Annotated in this window: 13 protein-coding genes, 1 tRNA gene and 2 pseudogenes; 10 read left to right on the top strand and 6 right to left on the bottom strand. The window is 57.7% G+C overall.

What is annotated here, in order from left to right; translation table 11 throughout:
* Both istA and AKU94_RS05285 read right to left on the bottom strand, forming a co-directional pair.
* Positions 1-659, bottom strand: a 659-nt coding sequence (gene istA / locus AKU94_RS05290; RefSeq protein WP_157056430.1) for an IS21 family transposase, incomplete at its 3' end; no start/stop codon positions are given.
* An 802-nt stretch (positions 660-1,461) separates the two neighbouring features.
* Positions 1,462-1,536: transfer RNA gene (locus AKU94_RS05285), tRNA-Thr, on the bottom strand.
* A gap of 289 nt (positions 1,537-1,825) precedes the next feature.
* On the opposite strand from AKU94_RS05285, the gene murA reads away from it, so the two are divergent.
* From murA to AKU94_RS05245, 8 genes are all read left to right on the top strand, one after another.
* Positions 1,826-3,094, top strand: coding sequence for a UDP-N-acetylglucosamine 1-carboxyvinyltransferase (gene murA, locus AKU94_RS05280; RefSeq protein ID WP_050526284.1), 1,269 nt, complete (start codon positions 1,826-1,828; stop codon positions 3,092-3,094).
* Positions 3,091-3,567, top strand: coding sequence for a DUF2948 family protein (locus tag AKU94_RS05275; protein WP_050526283.1), 477 nt, complete (start codon positions 3,091-3,093; stop codon positions 3,565-3,567). The genes murA and AKU94_RS05275 overlap by 4 nt, the downstream gene beginning before the upstream one ends.
* A 67-nt stretch (positions 3,568-3,634) precedes the next feature.
* Complete coding sequence (hisD, locus tag AKU94_RS05270) at positions 3,635-4,936, top strand: histidinol dehydrogenase (protein WP_050526282.1); 1,302 nt, start codon at positions 3,635-3,637, stop codon at positions 4,934-4,936.
* A gap of 62 nt (positions 4,937-4,998) precedes the next feature.
* The gene (locus AKU94_RS05265) at positions 4,999-5,475 is read left to right on the top strand and encodes a UPF0262 family protein (RefSeq protein WP_050526281.1); all 477 of its coding nucleotides are present in this window, start codon (positions 4,999-5,001) and stop codon (positions 5,473-5,475) included.
* 2 nt (positions 5,476-5,477) lie between these two features.
* Positions 5,478-5,939 carry an arsenate-mycothiol transferase ArsC gene (locus tag AKU94_RS05260; RefSeq protein ID WP_269744955.1) on the top strand — a complete coding sequence of 154 codons (462 nt, stop codon included), beginning with the start codon at positions 5,478-5,480 and terminating at the stop codon, positions 5,937-5,939.
* Positions 5,940-5,988: 49 nt separating this feature from the next.
* Positions 5,989-6,861 (top strand): carbon-nitrogen hydrolase family protein, encoded by an 873-nt coding sequence (locus AKU94_RS05255; protein WP_050526279.1) that lies wholly within the window; start codon positions 5,989-5,991, stop codon positions 6,859-6,861.
* Between the two features lie 91 nt (positions 6,862-6,952).
* On the top strand, positions 6,953-7,531 hold the full coding sequence (locus AKU94_RS05250; protein WP_050526278.1) for a nitroreductase family protein: 579 nt from the start codon (positions 6,953-6,955) through the stop codon (positions 7,529-7,531).
* On the top strand, positions 7,528-8,226 hold the full coding sequence (locus tag AKU94_RS05245; RefSeq protein WP_050526277.1) for an EI24 domain-containing protein: 699 nt from the start codon (positions 7,528-7,530) through the stop codon (positions 8,224-8,226). The genes AKU94_RS05250 and AKU94_RS05245 overlap by 4 nt, the downstream gene beginning before the upstream one ends.
* Here AKU94_RS05245 and AKU94_RS05240 read toward each other — a convergent pair.
* Positions 8,223-8,504 carry a DUF1467 family protein gene (locus tag AKU94_RS05240; RefSeq protein WP_050526276.1) on the bottom strand — a complete coding sequence of 94 codons (282 nt, stop codon included), beginning with the start codon at positions 8,502-8,504 and terminating at the stop codon, positions 8,223-8,225. The genes AKU94_RS05245 and AKU94_RS05240 overlap by 4 nt on opposite strands.
* Positions 8,501-8,905 carry a methylmalonyl-CoA epimerase gene (gene mce, locus AKU94_RS05235; RefSeq protein WP_050526275.1) on the bottom strand — a complete coding sequence of 135 codons (405 nt, stop codon included), beginning with the start codon at positions 8,903-8,905 and terminating at the stop codon, positions 8,501-8,503. The genes AKU94_RS05240 and mce overlap by 4 nt, the downstream gene beginning before the upstream one ends.
* Positions 8,906-9,073: 168 nt before the next feature.
* On the opposite strand from mce, the gene AKU94_RS05230 reads away from it, so the two are divergent.
* Positions 9,074-9,856 carry a response regulator gene (locus AKU94_RS05230; protein ID WP_083444948.1) on the top strand — a complete coding sequence of 261 codons (783 nt, stop codon included), beginning with the start codon at positions 9,074-9,076 and terminating at the stop codon, positions 9,854-9,856.
* Here the strand turns inward: AKU94_RS05230 and AKU94_RS05225 are convergent.
* Together AKU94_RS05225 and AKU94_RS05220 are read right to left on the bottom strand one after the other, a co-directional pair.
* Positions 9,803-10,510, bottom strand: a complete 708-nt coding sequence (locus AKU94_RS05225; RefSeq protein WP_050526274.1) for a GNAT family N-acetyltransferase — start codon at positions 10,508-10,510, stop codon at positions 9,803-9,805. The two genes, AKU94_RS05230 and AKU94_RS05225, sit on opposite strands and share 54 nt — an antisense overlap.
* 309 nt (positions 10,511-10,819) lie before the next feature.
* A pseudogene (locus AKU94_RS05220) lies at positions 10,820-11,275 on the bottom strand (IS1 family transposase); the annotation flags it as partial.
* Between the two features lie 181 nt (positions 11,276-11,456).
* Between AKU94_RS05220 and AKU94_RS20270 the strand changes: the two are divergent.
* Positions 11,457-12,031 (top strand): annotated as a pseudogene (locus tag AKU94_RS20270) (transposase); the annotation flags it as partial.
* Positions 12,032-12,143: the final 112 nt, after the last annotated feature.

Here is a 12,143-nt window from a genome sequence, read left to right as displayed (position 1 = left end):
GCCAGGAACCGCGCGTTTACATCGCGCTTCTTTCCGACACCAACCCGGTCGACGGCTGTCTTCATGTTGTCGTAGACGCCGCGCCCTGGAACACCCTCAAACACCCGGAAGCCATGCCAGTGGGCATCGAACAGCATCTCATGCGTTTGCAGCAGATAGGCCCGCACCAAGAAGGCGCGGCTGTGCGACAGCTTGATATGGGCGACCTGAAGCTTGATGCGCTCGCCGCCAACATAGGCCCAGTCCTCGCTCCAATCGAATTGAAACGCCTCGCCAGGCTGGAACACCAGCGGAACGAAGACCCCGCGGTCAGTCGTGTGATATGCGCGTTGCCGTTCACCCTTCCAGTCCCGCACAAAGGCCGCAACCCGCTCATATGAGCCATCAAAGCCAAGCTGCACCAGATCGGCATGCATCTGCTTGGCAGTCCGCCGCTCCTTGCGTGATTTGCGCCGCTCAGACAGCAACCAGGCTGTCAGCTTCTCAGCATACGGATCCAGCTTGCTCGGCCGGTCCGGTCTCTGAAACTCGGGCTCGACAATCCCAGCCCGCAGATACTTCTTGATCGTGTTGCGAGATACGCCTGTACGCCGCGCAATCTCGCGAATGGGCATCTTGTCTCGCAGCGCCCATTTCCGAATAACCCTCAAAAATCCCATGTCTACCACTCCAATAGCCCCCAGCTGAATCAAGCAGGGGCAAGGTTGCACATGGGTCAATTCTCAATGACAATTTCTGCTGTTGCCGGGTCAGTTCTCAGTGACAATCAACACGCAGGTGGAAGGATGGATTCTTGGAGTACCTGGCGAAGCGCCGCGAAAGGAAAAGCCGCCTGCTAAGCAATCCACTGGCCGGGCTCCGCGTTCAGATCGAAAGACAACCACGCCCGGATATGTGAATCGAAACTGGCAGGAAGTCCTTCGTGGCACGGATATTCCCGGAAACGATCACAATCAGGTTGTTTATGTGATGAGGTGCAAGGCCTGTGGCAACCGATACGGTGCAAACGGATCAGACATATGGCAACGACGCTGTCCTGCTTGCGGAGGTGGCGCTTCTGGGCTTGAGTTTTGAGGTGACACGTTGCTCCGATTTGGGACGGTCAGGTTTTCAGGCGGGTCAACAATAGGTCAACCTGTCTAACCACTCTGTTCCCCGTTTGAACCCGTCCGCTGCGGTTGGTTGCGGCAGGGTACGGTTGGAAAGCTTCGGTAGTTCAGGGGGTTATCGCGTAACTCACTGAAATCAAAGGATGGCGGCACTTGCGGGAGATGGGGCTCATAACCTGAAGGTCACCACCACCCAATGCGCTCGCGAAGGCGATCTTCTTTTCGGATAAATGTAAGCCAATGTGGCTCATCCAACCAAAGCCATTCAAACGTAAATGGGGGACTGACTGGGGGTCTGATCTGGTGTGACTATTATATAATACAAATATATCAATGAGTTGCATAGCATTAATGGTGCTGTGAGAGAGGATTGAACTCTCGACCTCACCCTTACCAAGGGTGTGCTCTACCACTGAGCTACCACAGCATTCTGCTCGATGATCCGTGTTCATCGGCGTGTGGCGGGTGATTAGTCTGAAATTTCGTAAGGTGCAAGGGTAATCTGGACGCTTTTTGCCGACTGGGGTAGAGAAGGGGCATGAATGATGATCGTCAAAGCCAGAATCCTGTGAAAAAACCCGCCCCTGCGCGCCAGAAGACGGCTGCGGAATTGCGAGAGGCGCGCCTCAAGGCTGCGCTTAAAGCGAATATGGCAAAGCGAAAATCGCAAGCAAAGGCTCGAAACGGGCAAAACACAGAATAATCAGAGGCGGTATATGGATTCGATTCTTGTAAGGGGTGGCGGTGAGCTCAATGGTGTGATTCCCATTGCCGGGGCTAAAAATGCCTGTCTGACGTTGATGCCAGCGACGTTGCTTAGCGAAGAGCCGCTGACGCTGACCAATGCGCCGCGGCTGTCGGATATTCGGACGATGACGGAATTGCTCGGGTCGTTGGGTGCCGAGGTTGCGAGCCTTCAGGGTGGTCAGGTCCTGGCGATGTCCAGCCACAACATCCACAATCATACCGCCGATTATGACATCGTGCGCAAAATGCGGGCCTCGATTCTGGTGCTGGGGCCGATGCTGGCGCGGGACGGGCATGCGATCGTGTCGCTGCCCGGTGGCTGTGCGATCGGCGCGCGCCCCGTGGATATGCATTTGCAGGCCCTTGAGGCGATGGGGGCCGATCTGGAGCTGCGGGATGGCTATGTTCATGCCAAGGCGCGCGGTGGGCGTTTGACGGGCGCAGAGTTTGAATTCTCGGTGGTTTCGGTCGGGGCGACGGAAAATGCGCTGTTGGCGGCGACTTTGGCGCGCGGCACTACCGTCTTGAAAAACGCAGCGCGTGAGCCGGAGATCGTGGATCTTGCCCAATGCCTGCGCCGTATGGGGGCGCAGATTGAGGGCGAGGGCACCAGCACCATTACCATTCAGGGTGTGGACCGCTTGGGTGGGGCCACGCATCCGGTGGTGACCGACAGGATCGAGCTTGGCACCTATATGCTGGCCCCCGCGATCTGCGGCGGTGAGGTGGAATGCCTTGGTGGGCGTATCGACCTTGTTGGCGCGTTTTGTGAAAAGCTGGATGAGGCGGGGGTTTCCATCGAGGAAACCGAGCGCGGCCTGAAGGTAAAGCGCAAGAACGGGCGCGTGAATGCGGTGAATGTAACCACCGAGCCCTTCCCCGGCTTTCCGACCGATTTGCAGGCGCAGATGATGGCGCTGCTTTGCACTGCCAATGGCACCAGCGTGCTGGAGGAGCGGATTTTTGAGAACCGTTTCATGCATGCACCGGAACTGATCCGTATGGGCGCGCAGATTGACGTTCATGGCGGCCATGCCACGGTGACGGGTGTCGAAAAACTCAAAGGGGCGCGGGTGATGGCAACCGATCTGCGCGCCTCCGTTAGCTTGATTCTGGCGGCGATGGCAGCCGAGGGCGAAACCGTGGTCAGCCGTGTGTATCACCTCGATCGCGGCTATGAGCGGGTTGAAGAGAAACTGGGCGCTTGTGGCGCGCATATTGAACGGATCGCAACATGAGTGACGCCCGGTTTGAAGATGGGGCCGACAGCCCGCTTGCGCTGATGGTTGCGGAGGCGGCGGATGTCGAGGTGATCTCGGCGCTGCTGCAAGATGCGGTTTTTGCAGGTGGTGACATGCGCTATGACGCCAAGCGGCGGGAGTTTGCCCTGCTTCTCAACCGCTTTCGTTGGGAGGACCGTGATGCCGCCGAACGCACAGGTCGCGCCTATGAGCGGGTGCGCACGGTGCTGATGTTTCGCGATGTGCTGGCGGTGCAAACGCAGGGCATTGATCCCAAGGACCCTGACACGGTGCTTTCGCTTTTGGCGATCAGCTTTGAACCGGGCGAGGATGGCGCGGGCCGTGTGGTGCTGACGCTGGCCGGTGATGGTGCGCTTGCCTTGAAGGTAGAGGCGCTCAATGCCGATCTGCGCGATGTGACGCGGCCCTATGTGGCGCCGTCGCGAAAGGTGCCCGATCACGGGAATTAGGGGGCATTTGCTTGAGGTGGCGGGTGTCGCGCGCTAAGGGGATATATGTTGCAAAAAGGGGCGTTTGATGCCGGTTTTCCTTTCCACCGCTGACAGTGATTTCGAGGCGCGTTTTACCGCGCTTTTGGCGGCCAAGCGCGAAGATAGCGTTGACGTGGATGATATCGTTGCCGGTATCATCGCCGATGTGCGCAGCCGCGGCGATACGGCGGTGCTGGAGCTGACGGAACGTTTTGACCGTCTGGCGCTGACAGCCGAAGGGATGCGGTTTTCTGATGCCGAGATCGCGGCCGAATGCGCCAAGGTCTCGGCTGAGGATCGCGCGGCGCTGGAGCTGGCGGCCGAACGTATACGCGCCTATCATGCCCGCCAACGCCCCGAAGATGCGATGTGGGAGGAGCCGACCGGCGCGCGGCTTGGCTGGCGCTGGACGCCGGTTTCGGCGGCGGGGCTTTATGTGCCGGGGGGGCTTGCAAGCTATCCCTCTTCGGTGCTGATGAACGCCATTCCGGCACAGGTTGCGGGGGTAGAACGCCTTGTGATTTGTTGCCCGACACCGGACGGGGTGGTGAACCCGCTGGTTCTGCTGGCGGCCAAAATATCGGGCGTGACGGAAGTGTACCGGATCGGTGGCGCACAGGCGATTGCGGCGCTGGCGTATGGCACCGACACCATCGCCCCGGTCGACAAGATCACCGGGCCGGGAAATGCCTTTGTGGCCGCGGCCAAGCGGCGGGTCTTTGGCCGTGTGGGTATTGATATGATTGCGGGACCATCGGAGATTCTGGTGATTGCGGATCGGGACAATGACCCTGACTGGATCGCGCTGGATTTGCTGTCTCAAGCAGAGCATGACGAAAGCGCGCAAAGCATCTTGGTGACGGATGATGTGGCCTTTGGGCAGGCGGTGGCGCAAGCCGTTGAAAAACGACTGGAAACGTTGGAACGCAGCGCCATTGCGGCCCCAAGCTGGCGTGACAACGGTTCTGTGATCGTGGTGCGTGATCTGGCCGAGGCGGCTCAGATTTCCAACCGTGTGGCGCCCGAGCACCTTGAGCTGTGCGTGGCCGACCCTGATGCCTTGAGCCAACAGATCACCCATGCAGGCGCAATTTTCCTTGGTCAGTACACGCCCGAGGCCATTGGCGATTATATCGGCGGGCCAAACCATGTGCTGCCCACGGCCCGATCTGCGCGATTTTCCAGCGGGCTTTCGGTCCTGGATTTCATGAAGCGCACGACGTTGGCACAGATGACCCCAGCGGCCCTGCGTGCCATCGGCCCTGCGGCGGTACGGCTCGCCACATCGGAGAGTTTGCAGGCGCATGGGCTTTCGGTGCAGGCTCGGCTAGACCGTTTGAATGACTAAAGCCCTTGCGCCATAGGGCGCAAAAGGCCATCAATCATTAATCCCTGTGATGGAAATACGCGATGACCTGCATTTGCCATATCGAAATTGACGACACCGGCCTTGCTGCCCCAACCCCCGAGATCGAACAGGAACGTAAGGTTGCGATCTTTGATCTGCTGGAGGATAACAGCTTTGCCCTACCGAAACGGGACGACCGGGAGGTGCCCGAAGGCCCTTTCCGTCTTGCGCTGTCCATCCGCGAGGGCCGTCTGGTTTTCGATATCAGCAATGAAGCCGAGGAAAAGGTCGGTGAGTTCCATCTCTCACTCGGTCCTTTCCGGCAGGTGGTAAAGGATTATTTCCAGATATGTGAAAGCTATTTCGAGGCGGTAAAACGCCTGCCCCCCAGCCAGATCGAGGCGATTGATATGGGCCGTCGCGGCATCCACAACGAGGGCGGTCGCATCTTGCAAGAACGTCTGGAAGGAAAAGCCGAGGTTGATATCGACACGGCTCGCCGTCTCTTTACCCTGATCTGCGTTTTGCACTGGGGTTAAGCGTGGTCGATTTCCCTCAATCGGTTCTGTTTTGCTGTGATCACAACGCCGTGCGATCCCCGATGGCCGAGGGGTTGATGAAAAAGCTGTATGGCCAAAAGGCTTATGTGCAATCGGCAGGCGTCAAGAACGATATGGAAATTGACGGGTTCTCTATCACGGTCTGTCGCGAGATGGGAATTGAGCTGTCAAAACACCGCAGCCGCTCTTTTGAAGAGATGCGTGATTGGGGCGACGACCTGACGCAATTCGATCTGATTATCGCGCTGTCACCGGCCAGTCAGCGGATGGCGCTGGAGCTGACGCGTTTTCATCATCTTGAAATCGAATACTGGCCGGTCCTGGATCCGACCGGCCTTGGCGACGGGCGAGAGGCCAAACTGGCCGCCTATCGTCAGACACGGGATCAGATCCATTCCCGGATGCTGGTACGTTTTGGTCCGCCAGAAGAGGAGGAGCTATGAGCGACCCCATTTCCTCTGTGCCGGATGCGCCAACCTCAAAGGATACGTGATGAAGATTGCCGCCGCCGCCTACCACCTGTCATATTTCAATGATTTCGACGCGTACCGCGCCAAGATCTCGGAATGGGTCGCCGATGCCGCAGGGCAGGGCGCGCAGCTTCTGGTTTTTCCCGAATACGGCGCGATGGAGCTTGCCAGCCTCGGCGGTCGCGCGGTGGCGCAGGATATCGAGGCCGCCCTGCATGAGGTCGCCCGCCATGGCCCTGCTGTCGATGCGCTGCATGTTGAACTCGCCGCCCGCCACAAGGTTTATATCCTTGGTGCCTCGGCCCCCTTCTTTGTCGGAGAGCGTCCGGTCAACCGGGCGATGTTCTACGGTCCCGAGGGTGTCATCGGCCATCAGGACAAGCAAATCATGACGCGGTTTGAATGTGCGCCCTGGAACGTCATTGCGGGGACCGGCCTGAATGTGTTCGACACCCCCATTGGCAAGATCGGTGTGCTTATCTGTTACGACAGTGAATTCCCCCTGCTTGCACGCACAATGGTAGAGGCTGGTGCCGAGATCCTCCTCGCGCCGTCTTGTACCGAGAGTTTTGCAGGTTTCACCCGTGTGCGGGTCGGCTCTATGGCGCGGGCGTTGGAAAGCCAGTGTATCGTTGTCCATTCACCGACGGTGATGGAGTGTGATTTCTGCCCGGCGGTCGACACAAATATCGGTTCGGCCTCTATCTACGGGCCGCCCGATCATGGCTTTCCCGAAGACGGTATCTTTGCGCAGACGCCGCTTAATCAGCCCAGCTGGGCCGTGGCCGAGGTATCTTTGGATGCTGTCCGGCATATCCGTCGTGATGGCGGGGTGCTCAACCATCGCGACTGGGCAGAACAGGCCGCGCGGATCGAGACCAAGGACGACGCGTAATATATACCGTGGCAACGCCGTTTGAAGGGGGCTCAATGCCCCCGAAAACGGCGGCTCCCTGCGATAGGGACAATAAAACAGGATTTGGACAATGCCGGATTTGAAGCTCTCTGCGACTGAATTTTTACAAAAACGCCGCTCGGTGCCTGCCAAAACACTGGGCCTGCCCGTGCCGGATAAAGCGGCCCTGATGCCATTGCTGACCGCGGCGTGCCGCGTGCCCGATCACGGCAAGCTGGAGCCATGGCGCTTTGTCGTGCTGGAACGTGGCGCGATGGAACGTCTGGCATCGCTTGCCCGCACCCGTGCCGAGGCCCTCGGGCTTGACGATGAAAAATCTGCCAAGGGCGTTTCGCAGTTTGAGATGGGGCAACTTGCCGTCGTTGTCATCTCCTCGCCCAAAGCTTCCGATAAAATCCCGCAAATAGAACAGCTTCATTCAGCCTCTTGCGTCTGCCTTTCCCTGCTGAATGCGGCCCTTGCTGCGGGATGGGGTGCGAACTGGCTTACGGGTTGGCCCACCTATGACCAGACCTTCATTCAGGAAGGGTTCGGCGCGGTCTCTGGTGAATCTGTGGTCGGCATCATCCATATCGGCAGCATCACCACGCCCAGCCCCGAACGCCCCCGTCCTGATGTTGCCAGCTTGGTCACTTGGTCTTCCGAATGATCTTCGGCGCATTCATAAAGGCTTTGGCCCAGCTTGGTGACCCGCGATTCCGGCGGGTCATGTATTGGGGTGTCGGGCTGACGTTGGCGCTTTTGGTTGCTATTTATGCGTTATTTCTTTGGGCAATTCAGACATTCGTCCCCGCCGCAATTGAGATCCCCTTTGTCGGCCCGGTATCTGGTCTCGGCACGCTGCTCAGCTGGGGGTCGGCCCTGTTGATGATTGTGCTATCGGTGTTTTTGATGATGCCCGTGGCCTCGGCTTTCACCTCGATGTTTCTGGACGATGTGTCCCAAGCCGTAGAGGATCGCCACTATCCAACCCTTCCCCCCGCGCTAAAGCAAAGCTTTGGCGATGCGATGGTGGATACGTTGAACTTTTTCGGGCTTTTGGTGGCGCTGAATGTGTTGGCGTTAATGCTCTATCCCTTTGCGGGGCCATTTATCCCGGTGGTGTTCTGGGCGGTGAACGGAATGTTGCTGGGGCGGGAATATTTCACCTTGGTCGCCGCGCGCCGATTGGGGCGCCCTGCGGCAAAGGCGTTGCGCAAACGTCACTGGCTTACGGTATGGTGGGCGGGCAGCCTGATGGCGGCACCGCTTTCCATCCCGTTGGTAAACCTGTTTATTCCCGTCCTGGGGGCGGCCACCTTTACGCATCTGTTCCACCTGCTGAACAACCAGTTGCCGCGTTAATTCGTGGAGACAGGTGGCAGACGGTTCATCCAGTCAAAATCACGCACAGAGATGACGCCGGACAGGATAATCGCACAGAGGATCGCCCAGATTACAGTGGCGACAACCGTTGTGATAAGGGCTTTTCGTTTCATCACGAAGCCTGCCGGTGCGCTTGAGGGGGTTCCGGGCACCACATTGCCCACATCCCCTTGCGAGGTGGTGCGTACTTGTAGAACCACGAAAAACACCATGAACCAGCTTACGGAATAGAGCACGAAGGCGGCGGAAATGGTCATACTTGCTCCAACTCTACAAGGCAGCCGTTGAAATCCTTGGGATGCAGGAACAAAACGGGCTTGCCATGGGCACCGATCTTTGGCTCTCCGCTGCCCAGTATCCGCGCGCCCTCGGCCAGAAGCTTGTCCCGTGCGGCCAGAATATCATCGACCTCATAGCAGATGTGATGGATGCCGCCTGCGGGATTCTTTTCCAGAAATCCGTTGATGGGGGAGTTTTCGCCCAAGGGATAGAGCAGCTCGATCTTGGTGTTGGGCAGGGTGATGAAAACCACCGTTACCCCGTGATCGGGTTCATCCTGCGCGGGGCCGACATCGGCGCCAAGGGTGTTGCGATACTGGGCTGCGGCGGCGTCCAGGTCTGGCACGGCAATGGCCACATGGTTCAGACGTCCAATCATCACTCGCTCCTTTTAGGGTCTTGGGAATATATGCGGCGTGTGACCGCATTGGGCAAGGGGCGTGGGCGGATGATGCTGGATTTTTGCGGCGCTCTTCATGAAATATTAGGGAAAATTAGTGTTTGATGGGACGCGTGCGATGCTGACTCGAACCAGAAAGGTACAAGAATGCCATACCCCCAAGGTCCATTTCCGGCCAAGCCCACGTCGGACGACCCCGGTTTTGCGCATTCCTATGGCCGGGCGGCTTTGCCCTTGGCCGGTGTTACCCTATTGGCAGTTGAGGACAGCCGTTTCGCGTCCGAGGCGTTGCGCCTTTTGTGTCAGCGCAGTGGCGCCCGGATGCGGCGGGCGGAAACCTTGACTGCGGCACGGCGACATCTGGCGGTTTACCGGCCTGATGTGGTCTTGGTCGATCTTGGTTTGCCCGACGGCAATGGTGCTGATCTGATACGGGAACTGACACGTGGGCCGGGACGTGGCAGCCTTGTCTTGGCCATAAGCGGGGACCCGGATGGATGGTCGCAGGCAGTTCGTGCGGGAGCGGCAGGTTTTCTGGAAAAGCCGTTGCAAAGCCTTGCGGTATTCCAAAGAGTGATTCTTACACATCTCAAGGGCCAGCCCGATACGGCTCCGCGGGTGGATGACAAACCGATTCAACCCGATTTGCAGGCCTTGCAAGATGACTTGGTCCATGCGGCAGATCTTATTGCCCGAGGAGATGAAAACCCGCGGCGCTATGTGGCAGAGTTCGTGGCGGGCATCGCGCGCAGTTCTAACGATGCGGCGCTGGCCTGTTCTGCTGCTACTGCGCGCAAGTCGGCTGAAGGGATGGCAGAACTGGGCAGATTGCTGGGGAAGCGCATTCGCCAATGTGGCGACCCCTTCGCGCTCGGATCAGTTGCCGGGGCGAAGGCCGGGGTCGCTGTTGGCGCGCACGAGGCGGGTTAGGTCGCTAAGGTGCTCTCTTTGTCGTCCGCTGGCATCGAAATTGGACGGTGCAAGCCATGCGCCAAAGGCTTCATGCAGCGCTGGCCATTCATTGTCGATTACAGAAAACCATGCGGTGTCGCGATTGCGTCCCTTGGCAACGGCCGCTTGGCGAAAGATCCCTTCATAGGAAAACCCAAGCCGCTGTGCCGCGCGCCGCGAGGCCACATTGCGCGCATTGCACTTCCATTCATAGCGGCGATAGCCCGCGCCAAAGACCCATTGCATCATCAGATACATTGCTTCTGTGGCTTGTGTTGATTGCTGAAGCTCTGGCGCGATGCAGATATTTCCGACCTCGATTGACCCAGCGGTGGGATTAATCCGTAAAAAGCTTGCCACCCCACCGCAATGACCTGACGCCAGATCACGGATTGCATAGAATTGCGTTTCAGGAGCAAGTGTCCGCTCTTTCACCCAACGATGATAGCTTGCAGCCGAAGAGAACGGGCCATCATACATATAATCCCAAAGGGCATCATGTCCTGAAAAGGCACGAAACAGATCGGCGGCATGAAGATCGGCGTCCAGCGTTTCAAGCACAACATGACGGCCCGTAAGGGGCGCGCCATCTGGGGCTGCAGGGGGGCGCCAGTGCAACAGGTCTTTTTCCATCAGTCAGCCCCACTCCGATACCGTTCACCATAAGCTATGCGATGATCCGCGGGTTGCAGTAACCTAATCTGGTCACGCTTGCATTGCGGGCTCCCATCTCATTTAGGCAGCTTTTCGCTCGAAGGCCAAGGAGCTTTTTCTACCTAGTGTCAGGTGTGGTTCTTGTCTCATAGCCAGAAGATCACATAGGCCGACAAGAAGATCGGGCCAGTATGCGCGGTCAGTCACTTCCTGACCCAGAAAGTATTCCCCACTTTGGGCCAGAGAATCTATGGCTGAAAGTGGTGTCATAACTTAGTTGGGAGTGGGTCACTTTGAAATATCTTTTTTCTGACTTTTCCTATACGGGCCACGCTTCTTTGGCGCAGCGTCTTCTGCCTTCTCAACCAATGCCACGATATCCTCAACTTCCCAAGGTGTATCAACAAGGTCAGCGGCCATTGCTGGGGTCATGCGCAGCGTCTTGTGGGTGCGAACAAAGTTGTAATGCATGAAGTGAAGCGTGACCGCATAGGCGTGGTTCTCTGCCTTCCTTGAGAAAGCGTTGGTCAGGCGCGTGAAACGGCGCATACCCATACGCATTGTCAGGTTCTGGCGTTCAATGTGTGATGTGCCAATGTCTTCTATGATAGGGTTGCCAAAGATCGCCTCTTTCGTCGCGCCCGTGTATTCAGCAGGGGAATACTTGCGCTCATGGCATTTTGTGCCTGTTGAGTTTCCGTAGTGCTTAATCAGCATCGCGTAGTCCACATCGCCAGAGAAGGCGTCTGTATCCTGTCCAGCCGATGGGGAGTAGCTCAAAGAACCGCGTTCTTCGAGAGTGTCCGATCTTCTGTGTAACAGCGCTTTGGTCCATGCTTCCTGAGAGGAGCAGGGGTAATCCCCCCTAAAATTAAGGGGCTTCATAAGTAGAATTTTCTCGGCAAGATGTCTGAGGAGATTTTGAATGCAGAAAAGCAGATACACTGAGGCGCAGATCCTTTCGATCCTGCGCCAGGGCGAAGGTGGCGTGCCGGTGGCAGAGCTGTGCCGCGAGCACGGTATGAGCAACGCGTCCTTCTATAAATGGCGGGCGAAGTATGGCGGCATGCCCTCTCGGGCTTTTGCTTTGCAAAACCCTGCCGGGTACAGACGCGTCCATGATCAGCCAGATGAAGGCCATGGAGTGAGGCGCAAACGCCATTGGTCCGAGAGCGCGCCGAACGAGAACCGTCGGCTGAAGCGGATGTATGCGGACCTGAGCATGCAGGCTGATTTGCTGAAGGAAGCTCTTGGAAAAAAGTAGGCGGGCCATCTCAACGCCGAGAGATGGCCGTGAATGCTGTGGCGCGCTGCGCAGTCAGCATTGCGCTGGCTTGCCGCGCCTTTGGTGTCAGCGAGACCTGCTATCGTTACAGCCCGCTGCTGAGCGACGAGAATGAGCATATTGCCGATCTGCTTGTTGGGCTGACCGAAGCCCGGAAGACTTGGGGATCTGGATTATGCTTTCTGCATCTGCGCAACGTGAAGGGGCAGCCTTGGATACTGTTACCTGGCAGTGCATGTTCACATGCATGAGAAGGCACAAAAGAGTTTACCGCATCTACTGTGAACTTGAACTGAACCTGCGCCCTTTTGGGCCATTGCTACGCAA

Origin of the sequence: Pseudorhodobacter aquimaris (assembly GCF_001202025.1) — a bacterium.
Taxonomy (GTDB): Bacteria; Pseudomonadota; Alphaproteobacteria; order Rhodobacterales; family Rhodobacteraceae; genus Pseudorhodobacter; species Pseudorhodobacter aquimaris.
The sequence above is the reverse complement of the archived record's forward strand: the minus strand, read 5'-3'. Positions and strand labels throughout refer to the sequence as shown.